General features: G+C 56.8%; 27 protein-coding genes and 3 pseudogenes. 13 read left to right on the top strand and 17 right to left on the bottom strand.

Features of this window, described 5'->3' with window-relative positions; genetic code table 11:
- The first annotated feature begins 138 nt into the window (after positions 1 to 138).
- Positions 139 to 2,439: a type I DNA topoisomerase gene (gene topA, locus A7P99_RS04120; protein WP_067528014.1), complete on the top strand. Its 2,301-nt coding sequence runs from the start codon at positions 139 to 141 to the stop codon at positions 2,437 to 2,439.
- 246 nt (positions 2,440 to 2,685) lie between these two features.
- On the opposite strand, the gene A7P99_RS04125 is transcribed toward topA, so the two are convergent.
- The 6 genes from A7P99_RS04125 to A7P99_RS04150 form a co-directional block, all read right to left on the bottom strand.
- Positions 2,686 to 2,922, bottom strand: a complete 237-nt coding sequence (locus tag A7P99_RS04125; protein ID WP_067439810.1) for a GlsB/YeaQ/YmgE family stress response membrane protein — start codon at positions 2,920 to 2,922, stop codon at positions 2,686 to 2,688.
- 158 nt (positions 2,923 to 3,080) lie between these two features.
- Complete coding sequence (locus tag A7P99_RS04130; protein ID WP_067448901.1) at positions 3,081 to 4,046, bottom strand: S49 family peptidase; 966 nt, start codon at positions 4,044 to 4,046, stop codon at positions 3,081 to 3,083.
- Positions 4,047 to 4,290: 244 nt separating this feature from the next.
- Positions 4,291 to 5,670 carry an acetyl-CoA carboxylase biotin carboxylase subunit gene (gene accC, locus A7P99_RS04135; RefSeq protein WP_067448899.1) on the bottom strand — a complete coding sequence of 460 codons (1,380 nt, stop codon included), beginning with the start codon at positions 5,668 to 5,670 and terminating at the stop codon, positions 4,291 to 4,293.
- Between the two features lie 60 nt (positions 5,671 to 5,730).
- The gene (accB, locus tag A7P99_RS04140) at positions 5,731 to 6,180 is read right to left on the bottom strand and encodes an acetyl-CoA carboxylase biotin carboxyl carrier protein (RefSeq protein ID WP_067448897.1); all 450 of its coding nucleotides are present in this window, start codon (positions 6,178 to 6,180) and stop codon (positions 5,731 to 5,733) included.
- Positions 6,181 to 6,216: 36 nt separating this feature from the next.
- Positions 6,217 to 6,672: a type II 3-dehydroquinate dehydratase gene (gene aroQ, locus A7P99_RS04145; RefSeq protein ID WP_067528101.1), complete on the bottom strand. Its 456-nt coding sequence runs from the start codon at positions 6,670 to 6,672 to the stop codon at positions 6,217 to 6,219.
- A 264-nt stretch (positions 6,673 to 6,936) separates the two neighbouring features.
- Entirely contained in the window at positions 6,937 to 7,155 is a 219-nt protein-coding gene (locus A7P99_RS04150) for a YdcH family protein (protein ID WP_067439820.1), read from the bottom strand.
- A gap of 141 nt (positions 7,156 to 7,296) precedes the next feature.
- Between A7P99_RS04150 and A7P99_RS04155 the strand changes: the two genes are divergently transcribed.
- The 4 genes and pseudogenes from A7P99_RS04155 to A7P99_RS04165 all read left to right on the top strand — a co-directional run bounded on the left by A7P99_RS04155 (position 7,297) and on the right by A7P99_RS04165 (position 9,840).
- On the top strand, positions 7,297 to 7,881 hold the full coding sequence (locus tag A7P99_RS04155; protein ID WP_067528012.1) for a uracil-DNA glycosylase family protein: 585 nt from the start codon (positions 7,297 to 7,299) through the stop codon (positions 7,879 to 7,881).
- 53 nt (positions 7,882 to 7,934) lie between these two features.
- On the top strand, positions 7,935 to 8,873 hold the full coding sequence (locus A7P99_RS04160) for a DMT family transporter (protein ID WP_067448893.1): 939 nt from the start codon (positions 7,935 to 7,937) through the stop codon (positions 8,871 to 8,873).
- Positions 8,869 to 9,216, top strand: a pseudogene (locus tag A7P99_RS10420) (tryptophan synthase subunit beta); the annotation flags it as partial. The gene A7P99_RS04160 and the pseudogene A7P99_RS10420, both read left to right, overlap by 5 nt.
- A gap of 300 nt (positions 9,217 to 9,516) precedes the next feature.
- Entirely contained in the window at positions 9,517 to 9,840 is a 324-nt protein-coding gene (locus A7P99_RS04165; RefSeq protein WP_231863714.1) for a hypothetical protein, read from the top strand.
- A gap of 256 nt (positions 9,841 to 10,096) precedes the next feature.
- On the opposite strand, the gene purB is transcribed toward A7P99_RS04165, so the two are convergent.
- Entirely contained in the window at positions 10,097 to 11,464 is a 1,368-nt protein-coding gene (gene purB / locus A7P99_RS04170; RefSeq protein WP_067528010.1) for an adenylosuccinate lyase, read from the bottom strand.
- A 146-nt stretch (positions 11,465 to 11,610) separates the two neighbouring features.
- On the opposite strand from purB, the gene A7P99_RS04175 reads away from it, so the two are divergent.
- The 4 genes and pseudogenes from A7P99_RS04175 (at position 11,611) to A7P99_RS10665 (ending at position 15,330) form a co-directional block, all read left to right on the top strand.
- A complete protein-coding gene (locus A7P99_RS04175) occupies positions 11,611 to 11,955 on the top strand; it encodes a barstar family protein (protein WP_067686609.1) in 345 nt (114 codons plus the stop codon).
- Positions 11,956 to 12,032: 77 nt separating this feature from the next.
- Positions 12,033 to 13,880, top strand: a complete 1,848-nt coding sequence (gene rmuC / locus A7P99_RS04180) for a DNA recombination protein RmuC (protein ID WP_067448887.1) — start codon at positions 12,033 to 12,035, stop codon at positions 13,878 to 13,880.
- A 255-nt stretch (positions 13,881 to 14,135) separates the two neighbouring features.
- Positions 14,136 to 14,819 (top strand): annotated as a pseudogene (locus A7P99_RS04185) (amino acid ABC transporter permease).
- Positions 14,807 to 15,330 (top strand): annotated as a pseudogene (locus tag A7P99_RS10665) (ATP-binding cassette domain-containing protein). The pseudogenes A7P99_RS04185 and A7P99_RS10665 overlap by 13 nt, the downstream one beginning before the upstream one ends.
- Before the next feature lie 54 nt (positions 15,331 to 15,384).
- Here A7P99_RS10665 and A7P99_RS10220 read toward each other — a convergent pair.
- The 7 genes from A7P99_RS10220 to A7P99_RS09985 form a co-directional block, all read right to left on the bottom strand.
- Positions 15,385 to 15,522: a hypothetical protein gene (locus A7P99_RS10220; RefSeq protein ID WP_197474760.1), complete on the bottom strand. Its 138-nt coding sequence runs from the start codon at positions 15,520 to 15,522 to the stop codon at positions 15,385 to 15,387.
- Between the two features lie 302 nt (positions 15,523 to 15,824).
- Positions 15,825 to 16,118, bottom strand: coding sequence for an H-NS family nucleoid-associated regulatory protein (locus A7P99_RS04200; protein WP_067439840.1), 294 nt, complete (start codon positions 16,116 to 16,118; stop codon positions 15,825 to 15,827).
- A 134-nt stretch (positions 16,119 to 16,252) separates the two neighbouring features.
- Complete coding sequence (gene grxD, locus A7P99_RS04205; RefSeq protein WP_067528004.1) at positions 16,253 to 16,567, bottom strand: Grx4 family monothiol glutaredoxin; 315 nt, start codon at positions 16,565 to 16,567, stop codon at positions 16,253 to 16,255.
- Between the two features lie 129 nt (positions 16,568 to 16,696).
- Positions 16,697 to 17,959: an RsmB/NOP family class I SAM-dependent RNA methyltransferase gene (locus tag A7P99_RS04210; RefSeq protein WP_067528002.1), complete on the bottom strand. Its 1,263-nt coding sequence runs from the start codon at positions 17,957 to 17,959 to the stop codon at positions 16,697 to 16,699.
- A 129-nt stretch (positions 17,960 to 18,088) separates the two neighbouring features.
- Entirely contained in the window at positions 18,089 to 18,787 is a 699-nt protein-coding gene (locus A7P99_RS04215; RefSeq protein WP_067528000.1) for a DUF3108 domain-containing protein, read from the bottom strand.
- 207 nt (positions 18,788 to 18,994) lie between these two features.
- Complete coding sequence (gene ffh / locus A7P99_RS04220) at positions 18,995 to 20,356, bottom strand: signal recognition particle protein (protein WP_067448875.1); 1,362 nt, start codon at positions 20,354 to 20,356, stop codon at positions 18,995 to 18,997.
- 259 nt (positions 20,357 to 20,615) lie between these two features.
- Positions 20,616 to 20,768, bottom strand: a complete 153-nt coding sequence (locus A7P99_RS09985) for a hypothetical protein (RefSeq protein ID WP_156499686.1) — start codon at positions 20,766 to 20,768, stop codon at positions 20,616 to 20,618.
- A gap of 9 nt (positions 20,769 to 20,777) precedes the next feature.
- Here A7P99_RS09985 and A7P99_RS04225 point away from each other — a divergent pair, with 9 nt between their 5' ends.
- The 4 genes from A7P99_RS04225 to A7P99_RS04240 all read left to right on the top strand — a co-directional run bounded on the left by A7P99_RS04225 (position 20,778) and on the right by A7P99_RS04240 (position 24,836).
- Entirely contained in the window at positions 20,778 to 21,074 is a 297-nt protein-coding gene (locus A7P99_RS04225; protein ID WP_156499688.1) for a hypothetical protein, read from the top strand.
- Positions 21,075 to 21,430: 356 nt separating this feature from the next.
- Positions 21,431 to 21,928: a cupin domain-containing protein gene (locus A7P99_RS04230; RefSeq protein WP_067448872.1), complete on the top strand. Its 498-nt coding sequence runs from the start codon at positions 21,431 to 21,433 to the stop codon at positions 21,926 to 21,928.
- Positions 21,929 to 22,056: 128 nt separating this feature from the next.
- Positions 22,057 to 23,367: a pitrilysin family protein gene (locus tag A7P99_RS04235; RefSeq protein ID WP_067448870.1), complete on the top strand. Its 1,311-nt coding sequence runs from the start codon at positions 22,057 to 22,059 to the stop codon at positions 23,365 to 23,367.
- Between the two features lie 128 nt (positions 23,368 to 23,495).
- On the top strand, positions 23,496 to 24,836 hold the full coding sequence (locus A7P99_RS04240) for a pitrilysin family protein (RefSeq protein WP_067448868.1): 1,341 nt from the start codon (positions 23,496 to 23,498) through the stop codon (positions 24,834 to 24,836).
- A gap of 116 nt (positions 24,837 to 24,952) precedes the next feature.
- Here the strand turns inward: A7P99_RS04240 and A7P99_RS04245 are convergent, their stop codons facing one another.
- Genes A7P99_RS04245 through A7P99_RS04255 form a run of 3 tightly spaced genes read right to left on the bottom strand, consistent with a single transcriptional unit; the run spans position 24,953 to position 26,459 of the window.
- Complete coding sequence (locus A7P99_RS04245) at positions 24,953 to 25,612, bottom strand: DUF6707 family protein (RefSeq protein WP_153705523.1); 660 nt, start codon at positions 25,610 to 25,612, stop codon at positions 24,953 to 24,955.
- Between the two features lie 50 nt (positions 25,613 to 25,662).
- Positions 25,663 to 26,202, bottom strand: coding sequence for a hypothetical protein (locus A7P99_RS04250; protein ID WP_067448864.1), 540 nt, complete (start codon positions 26,200 to 26,202; stop codon positions 25,663 to 25,665).
- A complete protein-coding gene (locus A7P99_RS04255; RefSeq protein ID WP_067448862.1) occupies positions 26,199 to 26,459 on the bottom strand; it encodes an acyl carrier protein in 261 nt (86 codons plus the stop codon). Before A7P99_RS04255 ends, A7P99_RS04250 begins: the two co-directional genes overlap by 4 nt.
- Between the last annotated feature and the right edge of the window lie 28 nt (positions 26,460 to 26,487).

Raw genomic sequence — 26,487 nt, forward strand, 5'->3', positions numbered from 1 at the left:
CAGGTAGCCTTTGATTGAATACAGCGCTCTTGCACCAAGATGGATTCAGGCTACCTGAAACCTTGCTTTTATTGGCTAAAGCACAATATTTCTTCAGCTACAGCGTGGCCGGAAACAAAAGTATTTTGCGAGGAAACTATGTCGAAAAACCTGCTGATTGTGGAATCTCCCAACAAAATCAAATCGATTAAAAAATACCTGGGCAGCGATTTTGAAGTATTGGCCTCCTTCGGCCACGTGCGCGATTTGGTGCCGAAAAACGGCGCCGTCGATCCCGAGCACGATTTCGCCATGAAATACGAAGTGCCGGCCAAGAGCAAAAAGCACATCGACGCCATCGTGGCCGCTGCCAAAGAAGCCGACACCCTCTATCTGGCCACCGACCCGGACCGCGAAGGCGAAGCCATTTCCTGGCATATCTACGAAATCCTCAAATCCAAACGCGGCATCAAAAATCTGGACGAGCGCACCCTGCGCGTGGTGTTCCATGAGGTTACCCAAAAAGGCGTGCAGGAAGCCCTCAAGCAGCCGCGCAAGCTCGATATGGGCTTGGTGGACGCGCAACAGGCGCGCCGCGCCTTGGATTACTTGGTCGGCTTCAACCTCTCCCCGCTGCTGTGGAAGAAAATCCGACGCGGCCTGAGCGCCGGCCGCGTGCAAAGCCCCGCCCTGCGCCTGATTTGCGAGCGCGAAAACGAAATCCGCGCCTTTGAAACGCAGGAATACTGGAGCGTGCACCTCGACAGCCACAAAGGCCGCCAAAAATTTGCCGCCAAACTCACCCAATGGCAGGGCGGCAAACTGGAGCAGTTCTCCCTGCCTAACGAAGCCGCCCAGGCCGCCGTGTTGGCCGCCATGCAGGGCAAACCCGCGCAAGTGCTCGACGTGGTGAAGAAAAAAGCCACCCGCAAGCCCGCCGCGCCCTACACTACCTCCACCATGCAGCAAGACGCCGTACGCAAGCTCAGCTTCACCACCGACCGCACCATGCGCACCGCCCAGCAGCTGTTTGAAGGCGTGGACGTAGGCCAAGGCTCGGTCGGCCTGATTACTTATATGCGTACCGACAGCGTAACCCTGTCGCAAGACGCATTGGCCGAAATCCACCACTACATCGATAACAAAATCGGTGCCGATTTCCTGCCCAAATCGCCGCGCATGTACCGCACCAAATCCAAAAACGCCCAAGAGGCGCACGAAGCCATCCGCCCCACTTCGGTGTACCGCACGCCCGAGAGCGTGAAGCCCTTCCTGTCCGCCGACCAATTCAAGCTTTACCAAATGATTTGGCAGCGCACCATGGCCTGCCAGATGGTGGAAGCCAAATTCGACGCCACCACTGTGGACATCGGCGTGGGCGAAGGTGTGTTCCGCGCTACCGGCCAAGTACTTGTATTTGCCGGCTTCTTGAGCGTGTATCAGGAGGGCCACGATGACGACGACGAGGATGAAGACAACAAAAAACTGCCCGAATTGGCCGTGGGCGACGCTCTGCCTGTGAACAAACTCTACGGCGAGCAGCATTTCACTCAGCCCCCGCCCCGCTTCAACGAAGCCACGCTGGTAAAAGCCTTGGAGGAGTTCGGTATCGGCCGCCCCTCCACCTACGCCAGCATCATCAAAACCCTGAAAGACCGCGAATACGTAACTATCGACCAGCGCCGTTTCCTGCCCACCGACACCGGCGAAATCGTGAACAAATTCCTCACCGAACACTTCACCCAATACGTGGATTACGACTTTACCGCCAAGCTAGAAGACCAGCTCGACGACATTGCCAACGGCAAGCGGCAGTGGATTCCCGTGATGGACAAATTCTGGAAAGGCTTCCACAAACAGATTGAGGAAAAAGCCGGCATCGAGCGCGCCAAAATCACCACCGAAGAGCTGGACGAAACCTGCCCCAAATGCGGCCAACACAAGCTGCAAATCAAATTCGGCAAACGCGGCCGCTTCATCGCCTGCTCCGGCTACCCCGATTGCGACTACACCCGCAATCTCAACGAAACCGCCGACGAAGCTGCCAAAGCCGCTGAAGAGCCCACCATCGTAGAAGGGCGAGAATGTCCTAAATGCGGCGGTCAGCTTGTGTATAAAAAAGGCCGTTTCGGAAAATTCATCGGCTGTGCCAACTACCCCAAGTGCAAACACATCGAACCCTTGGAAAAACCCAAAGACACCGGCGTGGCCTGCCCCAAATGCGGCAAAGGCAGCCTGATCGAGCGCAAATCGCGCTACGGCAAGCTGTTCTACAGCTGCAACACCTACCCCGACTGCGACTACGCCACCTGGAACCCGCCCGTGGCCGAAGAATGCCCGAAATGCCACTGGCCAGTGCTCACCATCAAAACCACCAAACGCTGGGGTGTGGAAAAATTCTGCCCACAGAAAGAGTGCGGCTGGAAAGAGCAAATCGAACCGCCCGCTCCGAAAGGCTAAAGTCGTAACTAAACGGAAGGCTACCTGAAAATGAGCAATATTTTTCAGGTAGCCTTTATTGAGCAAATATATAAATCAAATTTAAATTAGGACAAAGCAGCTAGCCGCAGAAGTGTAGTTAAGTACAGCAAACCCGGCCAACGTTATCCTGGATGCAAATAGATTTACCGTACAACGCTAGAACATAAAAAAGCAGCCATCAACCGCTATCGGTTGAGGCTGCTTTCGGTTGTCAGTAGGGGGACATTATTTCCGCAGGTTCGCGAAAATAGCCAAAATAGCCACGGCGCCCAGCGTGGATGCAACCCAGCCTGCTGGCTGCCCGATGGCATACCAGCCCATCATCTGCCCAACCCAGCTGGCCAGCACCGAGCCACCGATGCCGAGTAGCGTAGTCATGATGATACCCAAGCGTTGCCCGCCCGGATACAGGAATTTGGCCAAAACACCGATGATGAAGCCGATGATGATGGTACCGATCATGGTTAGTTTTCCTCTTATGGTGTGATTAGATGGCATACATATCAGGCAAACGGCCGGCTTTTCAAGATAAAGGCTACCTGAATTTTAGCTTCGCAGAAACTCGCGGAGCTCGTTTTCAGGTAGCCTTTCCTATTTAACCAAAGCAACAAACTAAATTCCTACCACGGCTGTTCCTGCACCGCTTCCTGCAAGCTTTGGCGCACGCTGGTGCCTACTCCTTTGCTGAACAGGCGACTGATGTCATCGGCAGGGGTGTAGTCCACCAGCTCGGGGGCTTTGATGATATCGCGCGATACGCTGTAGATATCGCCCAGGCCATCGATGAGGCCGGTTCTGAGAGCTTCGTTGCCGGTATATACGCGGCCGCTGAACAGGTCGGGATGGTCGGCTTCGTGCAGGCGTTTGCCGCGCCCGTCGCGCACGGCTTTGATGAATTGCTGGTGGATGTCGTCCAGCATGCCTTGCCAAATGGCGGTTTGCTCGGGGGTTTCCGGGCTGAAGGGGTCACCCATGCCTTTGTTGCTGCCAGCAGTGCGCAGGCGGCGTTGGATGCCCATATTGTGCATCAGGCCGGTGAGGTCGAAGCTACTGCCGATCACGCCGATGCTGCCGACGATGCTGGAGGAGTCGGCATAGATTTTATCGGCGGCGGCGGCGATGTAGTAACAGCCAGAGGCGCACATGTCTTCGGCCACCATATACACGGGGATGTTGGGATGCTCGGCGCGCAGGCGTCGGATTTCGCGGTAGGCTACGCCAGATACCACGGGCGAGCCGCCAGGGCTGTTGGCGCGGATGATGATGCCGCGTACCTGTTTGTTTTTATAGGCGGCTTCAAGGCCTTGGCGCAGTTTGCCAGCCTGGTTTTCGCCGGCGGTAATCGCACCTTCCAAGCGGATCACTGCGGTATGCGGCCCGGCAGCGGCGGGATTGAGGCTGCCTATATTGCCGAAAATGGCAAACAGATAGAGAGCCAGGAAGGCGATGAGCAACAGGCGGAAAATGAGCTTCCAAATGCGGGCACGGCGTTGCTCGCGGTAAGCTTCGAGCAGGAGTTTTTCCAGGGTGTCGCGCTCCCAGTTGCCACTGTTCGGCTCGCTATTGCGGCGAATGATGTGTTTCATGGCGGGTAACTTTCTTGGAATGATGTGGAATGCCGGAAGGGCATACTTGAAAACGGTATGCGCCTGATTCCGACGGGAAAGGGTGGCTATTGTAACACGCGGCGGCGGCAGCGGTTTCAAGTAGCCCTTATGGTTGCCTACCAAAGATGTCTAGGGCCGGCTAACCCACTGACTACCTGAAAACAAAAGCTACCTGAAAAGCAGAAACACTTTTCAGGTAGCCTTTTATTCATCTGACAACAAACTATTTTTCAGCCTGCTTTTCAGCTTGCAGCTGGGCTTTGCGCTCTTCCAGCCAGTGCTCCAGATAGTGGATGCTCACGCCGCCTTTGGTGAAGCCGGGGTCGCGGAATAGGTCGTCGTGCAGTAGGGCATTGGTTTTGATGCCGCTCACGGTAAGCTCGGAGAGGGCAACGTGCATTTTGGCGATGGCCTGCTCGCGATCGTTGCCATACACGCAGATTTTGCCGATGAGGCTGTCGTAGTTCGGCGGAATGCGGTAGCCCTGATAAATGTGGCTGTCCACGCGCACGCCGAAGCCGCCGGGCAGATGGCAGCTGGTGATGCAGCCCGGACTGGGGATGAAGCTGTAGGGGTCTTCGGCGTTGATGCGGCATTCGAAGGCATGGCCTTGGATCACCACGTCTTTCTGCTTGTATTGCAGCGGCAGCCCGGCGGCGATGCGCAGCTGCTCCTGCACGATGTCGATGCCGGTAATCAGCTCGGTTACGGGGTGTTCTACCTGCACGCGGGTGTTCATTTCGATGAAGAAGAATTCTCCGTCCTCGTACAGAAATTCAAATGTGCCGGCACCGCGGTAACCAATGCGTTTGCAGGCAGCCACGCAGGCTTTGCCGATTTTCTCGCGCTCTTTGGCGGTGATGCCGGGCGCAGGGGCTTCTTCGATCACCTTTTGGTGGCGGCGCTGCATGGAGCAGTCGCGCTCGCCCAGATAAATGGCGTTGCCGTGCTCGTCGGCCAGCACCTGCACTTCCACGTGGCGCGGGCGTTGCAGGAAGCGTTCCATATACACCATCGGATTGCCGAAGGCGGCTTCGGCTTCGGCCTTGGTCATTTCCACGGCCTTAATCAGGTCTTCGCGTTTTTCCACCACGCGCATACCGCGCCCGCCGCCACCACCGGAAGCTTTGATGATCACGGGGTAGCCCACGCGCTCGGCGGTTTTGAGGATTTCGTCGGGGTCGTCGGGAAGTGCGCCGTCTGAGCCGGGCACGCAAGGCACGCCGGATTCGAGCATGGCTTTCTTGGCAGACACTTTATCGCCCATCAGGCGGATGGTATCGGCACGCGGGCCGATGAAGATGAAGCCGGATTCTTCCACCTGCTCGGCAAAACGGTCGTTTTCAGCCAGGAAGCCGTAGCCGGGGTGGACGGCGTCGGCGCCGGTTACTTCGGCGGCGGCGATGATGGAGGGAATGTGCAGATAGCTCTGCGCAGAGGGGGCGGGGCCGATGCAGACGGATTCGTCGGCCAGCTTAACGTGCAGGCTGTCGTTGTCGGCAGTGGAATGCACGGCCACGGTGGCGATGCCCATTTCGCGGCAGGCGCGCAATACGCGCAGGGCGATTTCACCACGGTTGGCGATGAGGACTTTTTTCAGCATAATCTTTGCCTTATGGTTTTCAGGTAGCCTTTATGCCGCAGCAGGAGGCTACCTGAAAAATTATTCGATGATAAACAGCGGCTCGCCAAACTCTACCGGCTGGCCGTTTTCCACCAGAATTTCTTTCACCACGCCGCTGCGTTCGGCTTCGATTTCGTTCATCAGCTTCATGGCTTCGATGATGCACAAGGTGTCGCCGGCGTTCACGCTCTGGCCCACTTCCACAAACACCGGCGCGTTCGGGCCGGGGGCGCGGTAGAAAGTGCCCACCATGGGCGAGGTTTGCGCTTTGCTCAAATCGCGGGCGGGTGCGGCAGGCGCGCCTGCGGCTGCAACGGGCGCGGCAGGAGCCGGAGCGGCGGCCACGGCAGGCGCGGCGGCATACACGGGCTGCGGCGCGGCCAGCGAGCGGGTAATGCGCACTTTTTCTTCGCCTTCGGTTACTTCAATCTCGGCAATGCCGGATTCTTCCACCAAGTCGATGAGTTTTTTGAGTTTGCGTAAATCCATAATTCGAGGTCCTTTTAAGGGATTCGGAGCCGGGCTTTAGCCGGCCTGTTTTTGTTGCAAGTATTCAATGGCGAAATCCAGCGCGGCGGAGTAGCCTTGTGCGCCCAGCCCGCAAATCACGCCCTGCGCCAAATCAGAAAAATAGGAATGGCGGCGGAAGGGCTCGCGGGCGTGCACGTTGGAGAGGTGGACTTCGATAAAGGGTTTGCCGGCGGCAGCAAGCGCATCGCGCAGGGCGACACTGGTGTGGGTGTAGGCTGCCGGGTTGATGATGATAAAGGCGGTATGGTCGGCCATGGCCGCCTGGGCACGCTCCACCAGCACGGCTTCGGCATTGCTCTGCACGGCTTCAAAGGCAAAACCGGCAGCTTCGGCGCGCGCCTGCAGGCCGGCATTGATGTCGGCAAGAGTGGTGCGGCCGTAGATTTCCGGTTCGCGCTGCCCCAAAAGATTGAGGTTGGGGCCGTGCATAACGAGGATGGCGGGTTTCATGCTGGAGGGCAGTTTAAATTCGGTTGAAATGAATAATTGCGCCTGAAAACGCAGTTTGCTGCTAGCGGGCAAGATGTACATTTTCGGCGATAGTGGGGGAAATGTCCAGTTTTTGTATTTATCTGTATGGAAACGGCAGGATTTGTTAAGCAGCAGCTTCAACCGTATTTAAAGCGGCGAAGGCTACCTGAAAACGCAGCGCAGCTAAGTTTCTGCGAAGCTAAACTTCCAGGTAGCCTTCTGTGCCCTTTGCCAGGCAAGTATTTATTTCTTGTCGTGCTGTCTCAGAATTTGATAGAGCTGGTCTTTCAAATGCAGCTTCTGTTTTTTCAGAACTTCCACTTCGTCCAAATTGCCGGTAACCGGGTTTTTAACCATATTGGCGATTTTTTCGTCCAGCTCGTTGTGTTCGTCAAACAGGCGGGCAAAGCGCTTGTCGGATTGTTTGAGCTGGCTGATGAGGTCGCGGTATTCGGGGAACATTGTTTTCTCGCTTTCGAGTGGGCAAGGGTTGAACAAACTTTTTATCTTGACTGTACTTTATCATAGCCGGCGGGAAAAATCGAACGGCTCCTGCTTTTATTCGCTTTATAATGAAACCCTCCAAATTATTGCACTGCCGCCATGCCCGAAATCGAAAGCCACCCCTTCCCCGCCCTACTGCCGCCCGAAGCCACCGTGATGATGATGGGCACCTTCCCGCCCAAGGCGGAAAAGCACGCCATGTTGTTTCACTATCCCAATTTCATCAATGATATGTGGCGCGTGTACGGGCTCGTGTTCTTCAACGATGCCGCGCACTTCCAAAAAATAGGCGAAAAGGCATTTGATGCGGAAAAAATCAAAGCCTTCCTACGCGAGCGCGGTATCGCTTCCTGCCCCACCGTGCTCAAGGCCGTGCGCGAGCAAGACAATGCCTCCGACAAATTCCTACGCGTGGTGAAAACCGTGGATTTGCCCGCCGTGCTCGCCCAGCTGCCGTGCTGCCGCCATATATGCGCCACCGGCGGCAAGGCCACCGAAGTGCTGCTCTCCCTGCTGCCCGATGCGCCGAAAATGCCGAAAACCGGCGAAACGCTGCCCTTCACTTTAGCCAATCGGCATCTCACCCTCACCCGCCTGCCTTCCACCTCGCGGGCATATCCGCTGAGCTTGCAGAAAAAGGCAGCAGCATATCGGGCGTTTTTCGAGATGGCTGGATTGGTATAGTTTTCAGGTAGCCTTCCGTTAGCGGCGGCAGGCTGTTGCAAGAGGATTAAACCATGCGTTTCCGTATTTGGCAGGCAAACGGCCTGCCGCACCCTTATGTGATGCTGTTTTTGGCACCGGCGTTTTGGGCCACGAGCAATGTGGCGGGCAAGCTAGGCAAAGCTTGGCTTTCGCCTTATGAGTTTACGTTTTGGCGCTGGGTGCTGGCGGCTTTGCTGCTTTCGTGGTTGTTCCGCATGCGGATTCGGGAGGATTTGCCTGTGCTCAAGCCGCGTGCGTTGTGGCTGTTGTTGGTGGGCGGCAGCGGGTTTGCGCTGTTTAATATTGTGCTCTACAGCGCGTTTGCGCGCGGAGCGGCGGTGGTGAATGTGTCGATTATCACGGCGCTGATTCCGGTAATGGTGTTGCTCGCGGAGGTGCTGTTTTGGCGCACGCGGGCGCATGGGCTGCAATGGCTGGGGGTGGGGCTGTCGTTTATGGGCGTGGTGTGGGTGGTGGGCCGGGGCAATCCGGCCGCGCTGCTGGAAACGGGTTTGGCGCAAGGGGATGCGCTGGCATTGGCTACTTCTTTGATTTATGCGGGCTATTCGCTGGCGTTGCGCACTGCGCCGAAGGTGCATTGGGCAAGCCTGCTGTGGGCGATGTGCGTAGCGGCGGTGGTGGCGAGTGCGCCGTTTTATGTGTGGGAAGGGGTGGAGAGGGGCTTCCGGCTGCCGCCGTGGCAGGCTTGGTTGTTGCTGCTTTATATTGCTGTGTTTATTGCGATTTTGTCCAAGCTGTTTTATATGGAAAGCGTGATTGCGATTGGCGCGGGGCGGGCGGCGCTCACGATGAACCTGCTGCCAGTGTTCGGCGCGCTGGTGGGCGCGGCGGCCTTTCCAGACGAACGGCTGGGCGGCTATGTGCTCACGGCCTTAATCTTGGTGGCGGCAGGGATTGCGGCTTCGGAATGGGGCGCAGCGAGAAAACGGGCTTTGGAAAGCGTGAAATAGTGGCAGCCGTACGCTCAAAGACACGATGAACGAAGCCATGCTAGAATGAACCACCCGCATGGACGACATGACACCGAAGTCAAAGCACAGATGCAGGAAGCGATTGGGCGGCAACCCAACGTGGCCATGGCCTGTGTGGGTGGCAGCAACAACGCCATCGGCCTGTTTCCCGTATACTGGAAGCAGTATACGCCTCATCGGTGTGCTGCACGGTTTCCGCAGCTATTAATTGCGGGACGACAACAGCCAAGTGCTCGGCACACATTCCGTTTCCGCCAGCATCAGCTATCCCAGCATCAACTCGGAATACCGCCCTTTGGCCAACATCAGCCGCGTGGAATACATGGCAAGCTGAAAGCGGGCGTGAAAAATTCCGCGACAGAGTAAAACGCCAGTGGCTGGAACAATTATTCAAAGCCGAACTCAAAACACGCGGATTCCAGGTAGCCTCATACGACAGGGAAAGCAGGCATTCCTCCATATCGAAAAATATAGTGGTTCAGCAAAAATCAGAGCGAGGCGGCAAGCCACAGATAGTACAAGTAGTACAACAAGACGAGCCAACGCTGCACTAGTTTAAATTTAACCCACTATAATGTTATCCACTATATAATTTTGTTTAATCATACTTTCAGGAAACGCCATGTCTGCTTCACGTATGCTTGCCGCTGCCGTATCCGCCGCCCTGCTGCTGAACCTGGGCGGCTGCGCCAACAGCTCCGCCCTGCAATATACCACTTCCCAAGCGCAAAATACCGCCCGGGTATATTACGGCGAAGTGCTGTCGGTAACGCCCACCACCATCCGCGGCGAAGACAACGCGCTGCTCACCACCGCCGGTTCGCTGCTGGGCGGCATCGGCGGCAGCAATTTCGGCAAAGGCCGGGGCGAGGCAGTGAGCGCGATTTTGGGCGCGGTGGTGGGCGGTTTGGGCACCCAGTCGCTCACCCGCGGGCTCGACAGCTAACGCGGCTATGAAATCGTAGTTCAGTTCGAAGGCTCGCGCGATGCGATTTCCGTGGTGCAGAAAGACGACATCCAATTCCAGCCCGGCCAGCGCGTGCGCGTGCTGCAAGGTGCTAACGGCGTCACCCGCGTGCTGCCGGCGAGTCAATATTCGGCCTACTAGAAACCTGTTCGCAGCCCCTAATCGGCTGCACGGCAAGGATAAAAGGCTACCTGAAACTTTCAGGTAGCCTTTTGTTGAATGCCAGCAGGCGGCCTTAAATCCGCTTGGCCAGCTCTTCCGCCTTGCCCACATACAGCGCGGGAGTGAGCGCGAGCAGGCGTGCTTTGGCTTCTTCGGGGATGTCGAGGCCGCGGATGAAGGATTGGAGGGTGGCGGGCGTGATGCCGTCTTGGCCGCGGGTGAGGGCTTTGAGTTGTTCGTAGGCCCGCGGCACAGCGTGGCAGCGCATCACGGTTTGGATGGGCTCGGCTAGGAGCTCCCAGGTGGCATCGAGGTCGGCCTGCATGGCGGTGGAGTTGGCTTCGAGTTTGTTCAGGCCGCGCAGGTGGGCGGCCCAGCCGAGCAGGGTGTAGCCGGCGCCCACGCCCATGTTGCGCAGTACGGTGCTGTCGGTCAGGTCGCGCTGCCAGCGGGATACGGGCAGTTTCTCGGCCATGAAGCCGAGGATGGCGTTGGCGGTGCCGAGGTTGCCTTCGGAGTTTTCAAAGTCGATGGGGTTCACTTTGTGCGGCATGGTGGAGGAACCGACTTCGCCAGCCTTCACTTTTTGTTTGAAATAGCCGAGCGAAATGTAGCCCCACACGTCGCGGTTGAAATCGATGAGAATGGTGTTGATGCGGCTGAGGGTTTGGAAGAACTCGGCCATGTAGTCGTGCGGCTCGATTTGGATGGTGTAGGGGTTGAAGGTGAGCCCGAGCGACTGTTCGACAAAGCGGCGGCAATACGCTTCCCAATCCATATCGGGGTAGGCGGAGAGATGGGCGTTGTAGTTGCCCACGGCACCGTTGATTTTGCCCAAAAACTCCTGTTTTTCCAGCTGGGCGGCTTGGCGCTGCAAACGGGCGAGCACGTTGGCGATTTCTTTGCCCAGGGTGGTGGGGGTGGCGGGCTGGCCGTGGGTACGGCTCATCATGGGTTGGGCGGCCAGGCTGTGCGCCATTTGGCGCAGTTTGGCGGCGATTTCGGCCAGCTTGGGCAGCAGCACGCTATCGCGGGCTTCGCGCAGCATCAGGGCGTGGGAGAGATTGTTGATGTCTTCGCTGGTGCAGGCAAAGTGGATGAATTCGTTTGCCTTTTGGATTTCAGGTAGCCTTTCGAAACGCTGCTTGAGCCAGTATTCCACGGCTTTCACGTCGTGGTTGGTGGTGGCTTCGATGGCTTTCACTTCGGCAGCGTGCTCAGGCGAAAAGCCGGCAATCACGGCATCGATTTCGGCCAAAGTGGCGGCGGAAAAGGGCGGCACTTCGCTAATTTCGGGCGCGGCAGCCAGCGATTTGAGCCATTCCAGCTCCACGCGCACGCGGGCGCGGATCAAGCCGTATTCGGAAAAAACGGGGCGCAGGGCTTCAACGGCGGCGGCATAGCGGCCGTCGAGCGGGGAAAGGGCAAGCAGGGCAGACATGTGGTTTCCTATGAAAAAAGGCCGACAAAACGGCGGTATTCTACCCGAAAAGCGAGAAGGCTACCTGAAAGCGATGACTTGGCGCATTCTGCGCCACTAAAGCGGTAGAATACGTTTTCACTTCATGTTTTCAGGTAGCCTCTCACATGAGCCGCTTTATCCACCAAACCCTACTCAGCCCGGATGCCCTCGCCGTCAGCGTAGATTTATCCCACATCAAAACCCCGCACAGCCTGATGCAGCGCATGCAAGAAGCCTTCGAACTGCCCGCCTGTTTCAGCGGCGGCCTCGATTCGCTCAACGACTGTATGCGCGACTTGGGCTGGCTGCCGCAACGCGAAATCCACATCGCCTTTTGCGGCCTGGCCGACCTCAGGCAACGCCAGCCCAAACTGTTTGCCGATATTGCCGACTGCCTGGAGCTATACCGCAATTATTGGCACGGTAACCCGCAGGAGCATAAAATCGTGCGGATTTCGATAGCGGATTAAACCGCCGCCCCTCCCCCATTTACACTTCGTTGAAGCTCACGCTTTAGCGCCCAAACACCGTTTTCAGGTAGCCTTTTATGACCTTCACCCTCCCCGTCCTGCTTGCCGCCTGCTTTGCCGCCGTCCTACTCTGCGCACTCATCGTCTGGCTGTGGCAAAACGCCCGCAACCAAGCCGCGCAACACCGCCACCAACAGGAAGCCGACCGCCTGCAACACCAGCTCGCCCTGCAACAGCAAGCCTGGCAGCAAAGCGAACAGCACCTCGGCCACACTGCCCAAAGCCTGGCCGACAGCCAGCAGCAGCTTTCCGCCGCCCGCCAAGCCGCACAGGATTACCAAACCCGTGCCGCCACCGCCGAGCAATCGGTGCAACATTTCACCAACCGCCTAGCCGAGGCGGCCGAACGGCAGCAGCAGCTGTTGCGTGAGCTCGCCGTAGCCAAGCAGCAATCTGCCGCCGAACAGGAAGAAGCCCAAAGCTGGCAAACCCGAGCCGTGGCCGCCGAACAATCCAAGCAACACCTCGACCGCAGCTTGGCCGAAGCCGCCGAGCGCCGGCAGCAACAGCAGCAAGAGCTGGCCGCCGCCAAACAGCAGCTCGCTGCCGAACAGGAAGCAAGCCAAAACTGGCAAACCCGTGCCGCCACCGCCGAAAAATCCGTGCAACACCTCAACAGCCAACTGGCTGAAGCCGCCGAGCAGCAGCAGCAGCTCCAACAGCGCTACGAAACCACCCGCCAAGAGCTGGCCGCCAGCCGCCTGCAGCACGAACGCGTGCAAACCCAAATCGAACAGCAGCAGCAAGCCCACGCCGAACAAATCGCCCTGCTCAACCAAGCCCGCCAAAACCTAGGCGAACAATTCCAAAACCTCGCCAACCAAATCCTCGAAGAAAAAAGCCGCCGTTTTTCCGAGCAAAACCGCCAAGAGCTCGACCAACTGCTCAATCCATTGAGCGAAAAACTGCAAGGCTTCAGCCAGCTCGTGCAAAACACCTACGAAAAAGAAGCCAAAGAGCGGCTCACGTTGGAAAACGAGCTCAAACGCCTACAACAGCTCAACGCTCGGCTGCACCAAGACGCCCAAGCCCTCACCCAAGCCCTCACCGGCAGCCGCAACAAAAGCCAGGGCAACTGGGGCGAGATGATTCTGGAAAAAGTGCTGGAAAACTCCGGCCTGGTGAAAGGGCGCGAATACTTCGTGCAAAGCGGCGGCCGCCAAACCGACAGCGACGGCGAAAGCCGCTACCTCCAGCCCGACGTGCTCATCAACCTGCCCGACAACAAACAAATCATCGTCGATTCCAAAGTATCGCTCACCGCCTACGTGCGCTACACCCGCGCCGAAAGCCCCGAAGCCGCCGAAGCCGAGCTCGCCGCCCACCTCGCCTCGGTACACCAGCACATCAAAGAGCTCGCCGCCAAACGCTACGATGAAATCCAAGGCCTGGTATCGCTCGATTTCGTCTTCATGTTCGTACCCGTGGAGCCCGCCTACCTGCTCGCCCTGCAGCAAGACCCCGAGCTCTTCCAAACCTGTTTCGACCAACGCATCATCCTGGTCGGCCCCAGCACGCTTCTGGCCACCCTGCGCACCGTGGCCAACATCTGGCGGCACGAATACCAAAACCGCCACGCTCTGCAGATTGCCAGCGAAGGCGGCAAACTCTACGACAAATTCGTCGGCTTTGTGGAAACCCTAGAAAAAGTAGGCAAAAACCTCCAGCAGGCGCAAGAAAGCTACCAAGCAGCCCACAAACAGCTCCACAGCGGCCGCGGCAACCTGGTCGGCCGCGTGGAAAAACTGCGCCAAATGGGCGTGAAAGCCGGCAAACGGCTCGATGCGCAGCTGGTGAAGCAAGCCGGCAGCAAAGAGCCGGAGGCGCTGGAAGATAAAACAGGCGGCGCGGCAGACAAGGTGTAGGGAGAGGCTACCTGAAAATTTCAGGTAGCCTCTTAATATTGTATGCTGCCGTAACTTGAGCATTTATGCCCGATATTTGTGCCTCACTGAAAGCGTAAACCACAATGCAATAGTAAAACAGCAGCGCTACTACGCCAACATTTTATTCTACCTGCTCTTCTTAATATTGTTAGGTAGTCTCCCCACTTGTGCTTCTTAAATCTACATTAGTACCTCCTTTTAGCGATGTAGAAAAAAGGCCGGAGGAGGAGAAATATGGTGCTTGAGTGGCTGTTTGCCGGCCATAATGCGGCGCGCTTGGCGCAAGGCTTGTGGCTCACGGTAAAGATTTCGTTGATTTCGATAACGCTTCCCTGTGTGTTGGACACGCTGTTCGGGCTGCTGATGCGGGTGCATCATCCGCTGGCGTGGTTTGTGGGTGCACTGTATTTGGAAGTGGTGCGGATCGTGCCGATTCTGATGTAGTTGTTTGTACTGTATTTCGGGCTATCGGCCTAGACGGATATCCATTTGAACAGTGTGTGGGTATGCATTTGGGTGTTTGTGGTTTGGGGCACCGGCGAGATGGGCGATTTGGTGCGCGGCGCGCTGGAATCGATTGAAAAGCATCAGGTGGAATCGGCCAAGGCGCTGGAGCTGAACCGGTGGTAGGTGTTTTGGTATATCGAGTTGCCACAGAGTGTGCAGCGGGCACTGCCAGGCGCAATCAGCCTATTCACGCGTATGGTGAAAACCAGCTCGCTGGCAGCCTTGACCGGCGTGGTGGAAGTGGTGGAGGTGAGGCAACAGATTATCGAGAATTCCCTACTTACCATGCCGAACGCTTCGTTTTGGGTGTATGGCCTGATTTTCATATTGTATTTCTTGTGCTGCCGGCCGCTTTCGTTGCTGACAGGCTATTTGGAAAAGAAATTAGGAGAGCTGATATGGCTTTGCTAAACGTGCGTCACCTGCGCAAAGGCTACGGTGACACCGTAGTGTTGCAGGACTTGGATTTTAGCCTAGAGAAGGGCGAGGTGGTGATTTTGGGCCTATCGGGCAGCGGCAAAAGCTCCCTGCTGCGCTGCATCAACGGCCTGGAGCCGCATCAGGGCGGGCGGCAACATCGAAATGGAAGGCGTGGGCGAATTCGGCAAAAACGTGCCGTGGGAAAATCGCCCGCCAGAAAGTGGGCATGGTGTTTCAGAGCTATGAATTTTTTGCCCACATGAACGTGATCGACAACATCCTGCTCGCCCGCGTGGGCCTGCTCAACCGCAAAACCACCTTCCCGCGCGAGCTTTCCGGCGGGCAGAAGCAGCGCATCGCCATTGCGCGCGCTGTGGGAGCTGGCACGCGAGGGCATGAGCATGCTCATCGTTACCCACGAAATGGAATTCGCCGCCAAAGTAGCCGACCAGATTATCTTTATGGGTCAAGGAAACATCATCGAAGAAAGTACATCCGCTAAATTCTTCACCAAACCGGAAAGCAGCTGCGCCCAACAGTTTCTCAGCGGCGCGGATTATTCGCCCGCCAGCATGCCCACAACGAGGAAAACCAACAGCAGAGGCATACCGAGTCGCTCCGATATACGGGTGGTCACCACACTGACAAACAGAAACAAGACCATAATCAGAAACAGAGTGTTTAACTGTTCCATATGGGCTATCCTTATGGAGGAATATAATTGGTAGAGGCTACTTGAAAACGTGAGCGTCAATGAAGTTAAAATAATAGGGCGGCGTGTAGATTGATCCTGTGGCAGGAACAAAAAACAAAGCTTCCGTTATCGTTAATAAAATGGATATTTTGCATCTGCCGAAATCGGCTTATATCAATTCATAATGGTAATCTCAAAATGCTTTTCCAATTGGCACATTTCCCTGCCGCCCAGCATGGAAAAGGCTACCTGAAAACACAGATTTTGAGTTTTCAGGTAGCCTTTTTTATTGTAGGCAACGGTTATACCAAGAATTTCTTGATGTCGATGCCTTTTTCTTGGGCTTCTACAATCCATTTCGGCCGTTTACCCACGCCGCCCCACACTGCGCCAGTTTTCGGATTGCGGTATTGCGGGCGGCTTTGTTTTTCTTTCAGGCCTGCTTCAATATCGGCAATGCTGATTTCAAAGTCTCGCATAATGGCCAGAATTTGATTAACTTTCTTTTTACGCTCGGAAACCAAACGGCGTTGGATTCGGTCTTCCAAGGTTTTCTTCTGTTCCAGGAGTTGGTCTAAAGTCTCACGTGCTGCCATGATGTTTCCTTTGTGAAGGTTGTTAAAATTTATTTCGGGGCTGATTATAAGGGTATTTCGGTTTCTTATGCCAGAAATAAATTGCCGGTTTGGCACAGATACGCGCCAAACCGGCTCAGTTTCGTTATGGTAAATCAGGCTTCGGCTTTCAGCAAATCCTGTAATTCGCCGGCTTCATACATTTCCATCAAAATGTCGGAGCCACCCACGAATTCGCCGTTTACATACAGCTGCGGGATGGTGGGCCAGTTGGCGTATTCTTTGATGCCTTGGCGGATTTCGGGGTTTTCCAATACGTTTACCGTAACGAAATCATTGCAGCCTGCGGATTGCAGGATTTGCACGGCGCGGGAGGAGAAGCCGCATTGCGGGAATTGTTTGGTGCCTTTCATAAACAGCACTATGCGGTTGCTGTTTATGAATTGTCTGATTTCTTCTTGGATGCTCATAGTGTTTCTTCTTATGGATCAAATATGGATAAAAATGCAGATGCGAAACAGCAGTCATTATAGCGGATTAAATCTGCTTTCGATACAAGAAGCAGAAGCGAAGTTGATGCACTATAACCGATCTGACAACTATTCGGGGCATATCCATACGGCGGCAAAGAAACCATCGGTGTGATGGGTGGCCGTAGCGAGTTGCAGATAGGGGCTACCTGAAAACAGTTCGGGGCAATCGGGCAGGAGTCCGGTGGCGTTTGCCAGCTGCCAATCGGGATGAGCGGCACTGAAGCGTTCAGCTTGGTGTTCATTTTCAGCCGCAAGCACGCTGCAGGTGGCATACACCAAACGGCCGCTGGGGCGCACCAGGCGGGCGGCGGCTTCGAGGATGGCGGCCTGTTGCTTTGCCAATTCGGCGATGCGTTCGGGCGATTGGCGGTATTTCAAATCGGGATTGCGGCGCAGGGTGCCCAGGCCGGAGCAGGGGGCGTCCACCAGCACGCGGTCGGCTTTGCCGATGAGGCGTTCGAGGCGCTGGTCGGTTTCGCTGCCGATGCGCTGCGGGCTGATGTTGGTGAGGCCGGCACGCACCATGCGTGGCTTGAGTTTGGCCAGGCGCTTTTCGGCCACATCGAAGGCGTAGAGACGGCCGCTGTTGTTCATGGCGGCGCCCAAGGCGAGGGTTTTACCGCCTGCGCCGGCGCAGAAATCGACAATAATTTCGCCGCGCCGCGCGCCGGTGAGGCGTGCGAGCAGCTGGCTGCCTTCGTCTTGCACTTCAATGGTGCCTTCCAAAAATAGCGGGTGGCGCATGAGGGCGGATTTGTCGTGCAGGCGAATGCCCCACGGCGAATAAGGCGTGGCTTCGCAGCGGATGCCTTCATCTTGCAGTTGGGCGAGCACTTTGTCGCGTTTGGCTTGGAGGGTGTTCACGCGCAAATCGAGCGGGGCAGGAGTGGCGGTGCTGCGGCCGAAGGCGAGGATGTGTTCGTCGCTCCAGCCTTGGGCGTGCAGTTGGGCAATGAGCCACTCGGGCAGTTCGGCGGCGGTGTTCAGCTGCTCGGCAAACTTGGTTTTTTTGGCTTTCAGGTAACCTAGAAACTCAGTCTCTTCGGCATTGGCGCAATCGGCCAGGGCGGAAATGCTGATGCCGCGACCCAATACCAGGGCGACCAGCGCGGCGCGGCGGGATTGGCGTACGGGCTCGGGCAGCACGCTTTGGATTTTCTGCAAATGGCGCAGGGCGGCGAACACGGTTTCGGCGATTTCGTGCCGGTCTTGGCGACCGAGTTTTTTGTGGCTGCGGAAATAGGCGGAAACGAGAGCGTCGGCAGGCTGCTCGAAGCTGAGCACTTGGCCGAGCAGGGTGGAAGTGTGGAGGAGTTGGGCAGGAGTCATTTTGGCGTGGTGGTTTCAGGTAGCCTGGGAAGGGGTAAGGCTACCTGAAAATGGGCAGATAAGAAACAGACAGGCTGCGGGGCGGCTTGTCTGTTTGGTTTGGCATTTCAGGTCGCCTGCGTTTGCTGCTTACTTGGGCGGCTGCAGGGGCGCGCCGTCGATTTTGCCGCTGCGCAGTTTGAGCTCGTAGGTTTTTCCGTCGTCGGTGTATTTGATGAGGGCGGGGATGTTGGCGAAATCGGGGGCGAAGGAATATTCGATGGTGTCGTCGCCGCGTTGCACGCGGAAGCGGTTTACCACAATGCTGGCACCGTTGATATTGTAGCGGGCGGAAGGCAGGCGGGTCATGCCGCGAACGGGATAAACACGTTTGCCATTGGTAATGTGCAGGTTGGCAGGCAGTTGGCCGTTGTTGAGCGCGAGCTGCCAGGCCAGGGTGAAGAGGTCGAAAGTGGGGCCGCTGATGGGCTGGCTTTCGGTTTGGCCGGTTTTGCCGTAGGTGATGGTTTTGCTGCCGTAGTCGAAGGTGGCGCCGGCATAGGCGCGACCTTTGCGGGTGTCGCTGTAGCGGGCGGGCTGCAGGCGGTTGCCGCTGATGCTGCCGTTGGAGGAAAAGCGCATTTTGTAGAGCGGCACGTTGATGTCGGCGTTTACGTTGTAGCGGCCGCCGTTTTGGTTGAAGGTCATCACGGCGGGCACGCCGTAGGGGCCGATGTAGTGCAGCTCGGCGTTTTTGGGAAAGGCGGTTTCGGCAGCGGCGGCGGGCGCGGCCAGCGCGGCGGCGCACAGGACGGCGGCAGTACCGAGGCGGAGGGTGAGACTAGTCATTTGAAATTCCTTTGGTGAAAAGGGATGGCATGCCGCGCGCAGCAGCTTTGAGGCGGCATCATAGCCTTAAGTTTTGCATTGGAGGGGCGGCGGTTATATGGTTTGACGGGAATTTTAGCTTTGTAAAAATTCCCCACGTTCGTTTAGCTAAGCTGAAACATCAGTTTCAGGTAGTCTTTCGGTATTTTATTTTGCGCTAGGCTGATTTTAATGCCCGGGGAACATGCCTTTCATGCCTTGCGCCATGCGCATGAGTTTGCCCATGCCCTTGCCGCCGAACATTTTCATCATTTTTTGCGACTGCTCGAACTGCTTGAGCATTTTGTTCACTTCCTGCACGGTGGTGCCGGCACCGGCGGCGATGCGGCGTTTGCGGCTGGCTTTGAGCAGGGCCGGATTGGCGCGCTCTTTCGGGGTCATGGAATTGATGATGGCTTCCACTTTGCTCATGGCTTTTTCCGCCGTACCTTCCGGGATTTGTGCGGAAAGCTGCCCCATTTCGCTAGGCAGTTTGGACATGAGCGATTCGATGCCGCCCATATTGCGCATCTGCTGGATTTGGGCTTTGAAATCGTTCAGGTCGAAGCCTTTGCCTTTATGCAACTTTTTGGCCATGCGCTCGGCCACTTCCTGATCGATGCCTTTTTGCACATCTTCAATCAGGGAAAGCACGTCGCCCATGCCGAGAATGCGGCCGGCGATGCGGTCGGGGTGGAAGGGCTCGAGGCCGCCGATTTTTTCGCCGGTACCGATGAATTTAATCGGTTTGCCGGTAACGTGGCGCACGGAAAGTGCCGCGCCGCCGCGTGCGTCGCCATCCATTTTGGTGAGGATAACGCCGGTGAGCGGCAGGGCTTCGTTGAAGGCCTGGGCGGTGTTTACGGCATCTTGGCCGAGCATGGCATCCACCACAAACAGGGTTTCCACCGGATTCACGGCTTCATGCAGGGCCTTGATTTCGGCCATCATGACTTCGTCCACTGCCAATCGGCCGGCGGTATCGACCATCAGCACGTCGTAGAAATGCTTTTTGGCGTAATCAAGCGCGGCTTGGGCAATGGCCACGGGTTGTTGGGAAACGTCGGATGGGAAAAAATCCGCGCCCACTTGCTCGGCCAGGAGGCGCAACTGCTCGATGGCGGCAGGGCGGTATACGTCGGCCGACACCAGCAGCACTTTCTTGCGCTGCTCTTCTTTGAGCAGGCGGGCGAGCTTGCCGGCGGTGGTGGTTTTACCCGCCCCCTGCAAGCCGGCCATCAGCACCACGGCAGGCGGCACGGCGGCCAGATTGAGGCTGCTGTTTTGCGTGCCCATCAGCTCGGTAAGCGCCTGGTTTACCACGCCGATAAAGGCCTGGCCAGGCGTGAGGCTGCCGATCACTTCGTGGCCAACGGCGCGTTCTTTCACATTGGCCATAAAGTCTTTCACCACCAGCAACGCCACGTCGGCTTCCAACAGCGCCATGCGCACTTCGCGCAGGGCTTCTTTGATGTTGTCTTCGGAGAGGCGCGCTTGGCCGCGCATTTTTTTGGCCCACTGGCTGAGGCGGCCGGATAGATTATCTAACATATTGTTCCTTATGCCGGGTGAAGCCGCCAAGATGCTGCGTTGGCTTGTCTTGTTTTAGGGTAGTCTCACCCGGCCGACAAATGGATGGTTTATTCAGGATAGGGATAACAGCTTTTTTAAACTTTGTTGAAGCTGGGTTTTTCAGGTAGCCTTTCCAAGCTTTTCGGTTTTGAGAAATCCAACTTCAGCTTCACCAAAACATCGCTTTCAGACAGCCCCTGACAGGCCGCAAAGTTTGCTAAAATCGTAGTATTTTACACTATAAAGAAGCATGGCCGGATTGTTTATTTTGCTTGCGTTGCTCTACGGCGGCATGGGCGTGTTTGCCTAGTGGTTCGGGAAGCAGGATGCCCGGCAGCCATGCCCGCTCAAAGGTGAGCTGCTGTTGCTGGTGGCGCAGCTGCCCGTGCACGCGGCGGTAGTGTGTCAGCCGCTGCTACTCAGCCGCTTCCCCAACGGCATCGGCTATGCCCTGTGTCTGGTTACCTGGTTGATGCTGCTGTTGTGTTGGCGCGGCAGTTTCTTTTATTCGCTGAAGGGTTTGCAACTGCTCTACCCTTTTGCCGCGCTTTCCATGCCGGCTGCCGCGCAGTGGCCGGCGCTGGGCGCGGATTATGCGGTGGGCAATATGCCCTTTCTCTACACGTGGGCACATCGGTGTTATCGTACGGCCTGTTCGATATTGCCGCGTTGCTTGCGCCGTTGGTTTTGCTGCTGAACCGCCGCCTGCGCAGTCACCGCATTTCGCCGCTGATGTCGTTTTGCCACCGCTGTTGGGCCTGGAAAAGCTGATGTTTCAAAGCATGCTGGCGGGTTTTGTGCTGCTGAGCATTTCTGTGGGCAGCAAGTTTGTGTTGCAGGTGTTGCTGCACCAAGTGTGAAGGCGAAAGGCTACCTGAAAAGTACTTCGGCAAGTTTTCAAGCAGCATTGGTAAACATAATTTTTAGCATACATCAAACAAACAGCAAATAAACCGGTTTCCATTTATGAGCTATCTTGACCACTCCCGTTCCACCACCTATTCTGCACCAAATCCTTTGTTTCCTCTTCATTCCAACCACAGGAGATACCCAATGAAAAAAGTGATGTTGTCCGTTGTCGCTTCCGCTCTGTTTGCCAGCGCCGGCACTTGGGCGCATGGTGTGCAGGGCACGAACGAACCGAGCAAAACGCCGGTAGACCGTAGCGTGCAGGTGTACAGAATGTCCAACTTGCAGCAGTGGAACCGCGAAAAAGCCGGCGGCGGCGAAGGCAGGCTGCTGGGACGTTTTGCCTACACCCGCCACCAAACCGGCGAGCAAGACGCTATCCGCGAAATCGGCTGGCTCACGCTGCCGCCGGGTGCGTCTATCGGCCTGCACAAGCACACCAACAATGAAGACGTGTACCTGATTGTGGAAGGCCGCGGCACGTTTATGGGTACAGATGGCAAGGAAGTGCCTGTGTCTGCTGGTGACATCACCATCGCCCGCCCCGGTCAGTCGCATGCGCTGAAAAACACCAGCCGCCGGCCGCTGCGCTTCATCAACTTTATCGGCCAGTTGCCGAGCACGGCTCCGGCTGCGCAGTAATCTGACGCGATAACGGCAGAGGCTACCTGAAAGTTTCAGGTAGCCTCTATCTTTATGCAGATCGCTCCAAGTGCCCTTTGCCGAAAATTTCGGTATCATGCAGCCTCTTCCCGTTTTTAGGAAAACTTATGTTCCGTTCATTGCTTGTGGCCGTTGTGTTGGCGGCTTCTGTGGTGCCGGCGGCGGCAGAAACTCAGTCGCGCGTGCTGGCCAATGGTATGAAAGTGATTGTGCGCGAAGACCACCGTGCGCCGGTGGCGGTTACGCAGCTGTGGTTTAAGGTGGGTAGTGCCGACGAGCACGCAGGCAAAACCGGCCTGAGCCACGCCTTGGAGCACATGATGTTTAAAGGCACGCCCACTGTGCCCGCCGGCGAATTCAGCCGCCGCATTTCCGCACTGGGCGGCAGCGACAATGCCTTCACTTCACGCAACGAAACCGTGTATCACCAAGAATTTGCCGTGGCCAGCCTGCCGCAAGTGCTGGAGCTGGAGGCCGACCGCATGGTGAACCTGAATTTCAGCGATGCCGATTTTGAAAACGAAATGAAGGTGATCCGCGAAGAGCGCCGCCTCACCACGGATAATGACCCAGACGGCAAAATGTGGGAACAGATTAATCTGAATGCCTATGCCAAGCCGGAAAACCGTGCGCCGGTTATCGGCTATGAGGCGGATTTGCACACGCTCAAGCCGGAAGATTTGCGCCAGTGGTACCGCGCCTGGTATGCGCCGCACAACGCCACGCTGGTGATTGTGGGCGACGTGAAGGCGGGCGAAGTGCTGGATAACGCGGAAAAACTGTTCGGCAGCCTGCCCGACCATCCGCTGCCCGCGCGCAACGATTTAACCGAGCCGCCGCAAACGGCCAACCGTTCCGCCCGTTCCACCGCGCCGGTAAGCTCGCCGGTGGTGGGTTTGGCCATTCAGGTGCCCGCCCTGCGCAAAGTGGACGACAAACTGCCCTATGCGCTGAATATGTTGGCCGATGTGCTCGACGGCAGCATGTCTGCCCGCATCGAGCGCAATCTGGTGCGCGGCCGCAAAGTCGCTGTGGAAGCCTCGCTGGGCTACGATATGCTCACCCGCTCGCCGGATGTGCTGCTGTTTAGCGGCACGCCCGCGCCGAATGTGAAGCCCGAGCAGCTCACGGCAGCGTTTTTGAATGAAGTACGCCAGATTGCCGAACACGGCGTAAGCGAAGACGAATTGGCACGCGTGCGCAACCGCAGCTTGGCCGCGCGCGAGTTTGGCAAAGATTCGATGGAAACCCAGGCCACCAACATCGGCTCGCTGGAATCGGCCGGCTTCTCCTACACGGATGAAGACGAAATCCGCCGCCGCCGCTTGGCCGTGAGCGCCGAAGAAGTGCGCGAGGCCGCCCGCTGGCTTTTGGCGCAGAAACACACCACCGTGGTGCTGTATCCCGAATCCAAGTAAGCGGCAAAGGCTACCTGAAAACGTAGGAATATTTTTCAGGTAGCCTTCCGGTTCTAAATTAACAGGCTACCTGAAAGCGCCCGCTTCAGCGCAGCCCAAACCGTATCCAAATTTAGGAGTGAATCCCCATGAAACCCCTGTTCCGCACCCTGCTGCTGGCCTGCCTGCTGCCCGCTGCCGCGTTGGCCGAGAATATCCCCATTCAGCGCTGGCAAACCGCCGAGGGCACCAAAGTGCTGCTGGTGGAGCGGCATGAAAACCCGATTGTCGATATCGATGTAGCCTTCGATGCCGGCAGCAGCCGCGACAGCGCCAACAAAATCGGCGTGGCCGATTTCGCCGCCGGCTTGGCCGACACCGGCACTAAAAGCCTGGGCGAAGAAGCCCTGCTCCAGCGCGTGGCCGATTTGGCTGTAAGCCTTTCCAGCTACAACACCACCGACACCTCCGGCGTGCGACTGCGCAGCCTCTCCAAGCCGGATATCCTCAACCCTGCCCTCGGCCTGATGCGCGACGTATTGGTTGAGCCCCGTTTCGATCCCGCCGTACTCAAACGCGAGCAAGACCGTGCGGTGGAAACCCTCAAACAAAACCGCACCCAACCCGATTTCCTCGCTTCCGTGGCCAACACCCGGCAGGTGTACCCCACCCATCCCTACGGCTATTCCGCCCGCACCAGCGAGCAAACCATCCGCCGCATCACCCCTGCCGACCTGCATCGCTTCCATCAGCAATATTTCACCCGCCGCAACGCCGTGGTGGCGATTGTGGGCGATGTCAGCCGCAGCCAGGCCGAAGCAATCGTGAGCAAACTCACCGGTGACTTGCCCACCGGCCAAGCCTTGCCGCCCCTGCCCGAAGCCACCCATGGCGCGGTGCAAACCCAAACCCTGCCTCATAGCGGCACCCAGGCGCACATCGTATTGGGCATGCCCCTCCTCACCCCGAACGATCCCGACTACTACGCCTTGGCCGTGGGCAACTACATCCTCGGCGGCGGCAGTTTCGACAGCCGGCTGATGAAAGTATTGCGCGACCAACACGGCTACACCTACGGCGCCTCTTCCCGCCTCACCCCCCTGCGCGCCCAAGGCCCGCTCACCATCTCCTTCGCCACCGAGAAATCCCGTGCCGCCGCCGCCCTGGCCGACACGCAGAAAGTGTTGCAGGAGTTCGCCGCCAACGGCCCCACCGAAGCCGAACTGGCACAGGCCAAAGCTAATCTCGTGGGCAGCTTCCCCCTGCGCTTCGACACCAATGCCGAACTGTTGGGCTACCTGAAACTCATCGGCCTCTACAACCTGCCCGACGACTACCTCAGCCGCTATCCGGCAGCCATTTCCCGCCTGAGCGCCGAAGAAGTGAAAGCCGCCTGGCAGCGCCGCGTAACCGGCCTGCACACCACCGTGGTCGGCATGCCCCAATCCGGCAAACCCGCCGCACGCCGCAGCAACGGCAGAAGGCGTTAAGCACAATCCGCTTGATTGAACCAAGCGTGATCAAACAAAAGGCTACCTGAAACTTTCAGGTAGCCTTTTTGGTGTGGGATTTTGTATGGGCAAAACATGCCTGCTTATAGAACCGATTATGCCGCACTTATTTCCCTTAATCTGGCCAGATTCTGATTGATGGCATCATTAACAACCGATGGATTCAGCACGCCTGTCGCACCCAGTGCCAAAACGTGCAAATATGTTGTCAGTAAGCTAACGCGCCAGATATATTCTGTTTTTATTCCGTCTTCAATATATCGGTCTAGCTCTTCTTGCGCATTTTTCACCGATTCGCCATCCAGAATTTTTTGTATCCATTCCTGATGTTCGTCGTCGTCATGCCATTTCGATTTCACGTCTTCACGCAGCATTCGGGTGATTTCTTGTTTGACGCTTTCGTCACGGGTTAAGAAGAATTTCAAACAATAACTAGGTTCGATAAACGTCCACAAGTTGAAATTGCCGTTGAATTTCAGCTTGGTTAAAACATCTAAGCAGATTTCCGTTTCTTGAATGCGGTTGGTGCAAAACAGGCTGAATAGCAGGTGGTAGGCCTTTTCCAAGTCGGCTTTGTTGGTTGGGCTGAATTTCTTGCTCAACGCCGCCGCTTTTTTCATCTGGGCCGGGGATAAATTGTCCGAAAGCAGTAAATCAGAAAACATCAGGTTTACCTCTCCATCATTCAAAATTTCTTCAGTTTGGTTTCGATTTAGACAGCGCATACGCTCTGTTTCATTTGCAGATAAGCTCAAAGGCTACCTGAAAACCGCTATCTCTGTTTTCAGGTAGCCTTTGTTTGGCTTTACAACTTCAACACCCACTTGCGGTAGGCGAATTCGCCGCCCATCAGGATGCCCATTAGGATGTAGGCGATGATGCCGGTGTAGACTGCCCACCAGCGGTATTGTTCGAGCAGCACGAGCAGGGCGGCGAGGCTGCCGTTGAGGATGAAAAAGCCGCACCAGATTTGGGTAACGCGGCGGGTGTAGGCCACACCTTCGGGTGGCAGGTCGGGATGTTGCAGGCGGGCGAGGCGTTCGATCAGGCTTTGTTTTTGCGTGAGGCTGAGGCCAAACAGCAGCAGCAGCAGGCCGTTTACCCACACGGGATACCAATACATGCTGCCGGGCCGCTTCAAAAGGAGGATGGCGGCGAAGAAGGCGGCCACCAGCAAGGAAACGCGCCGCTGGCCGGGATCGCGTTGCATGGCGGCGCGGGCGAGCCAGAGCAGGAGCATGAAACCGGCCAGCGGATAAAACCAGCCCTGCTTGCGGCCGTAATACCAGAGCAGGGGGTAGAGTACGCTCAAGATGCCGAGCAGGATTTTGGCGGCGGTTTTCACGCTTCGGGCTTGGCTTCTTGGTAGAGCTTGGACACGGCGGCAACTACGTCGTCGATGGTGCGGACGTTGCGGAAATCGTCGGCTTGGAGTTTGTAGCCGGTTTGGCGTTTGATTTGGTCGAGCAGGTCGATGGCGTCGATGCTGTCGATTTCGAGGTCTTCGTAGAGGTTGGTACTGCCGGTTACGTTGCTGGTGTCGATTTCAAACATGTTTTCCAGTATGTCGAATAGGAAGGCGCGGATTTCGGTTTCGGTCATGGGTGTTCCTTATAATGATGGGTGGCGG

Source organism: Eikenella sp. NML120348 (genome assembly GCF_001648435.1).
Lineage (GTDB): Bacteria > Pseudomonadota > Gammaproteobacteria > Burkholderiales > Neisseriaceae > Eikenella > Eikenella exigua.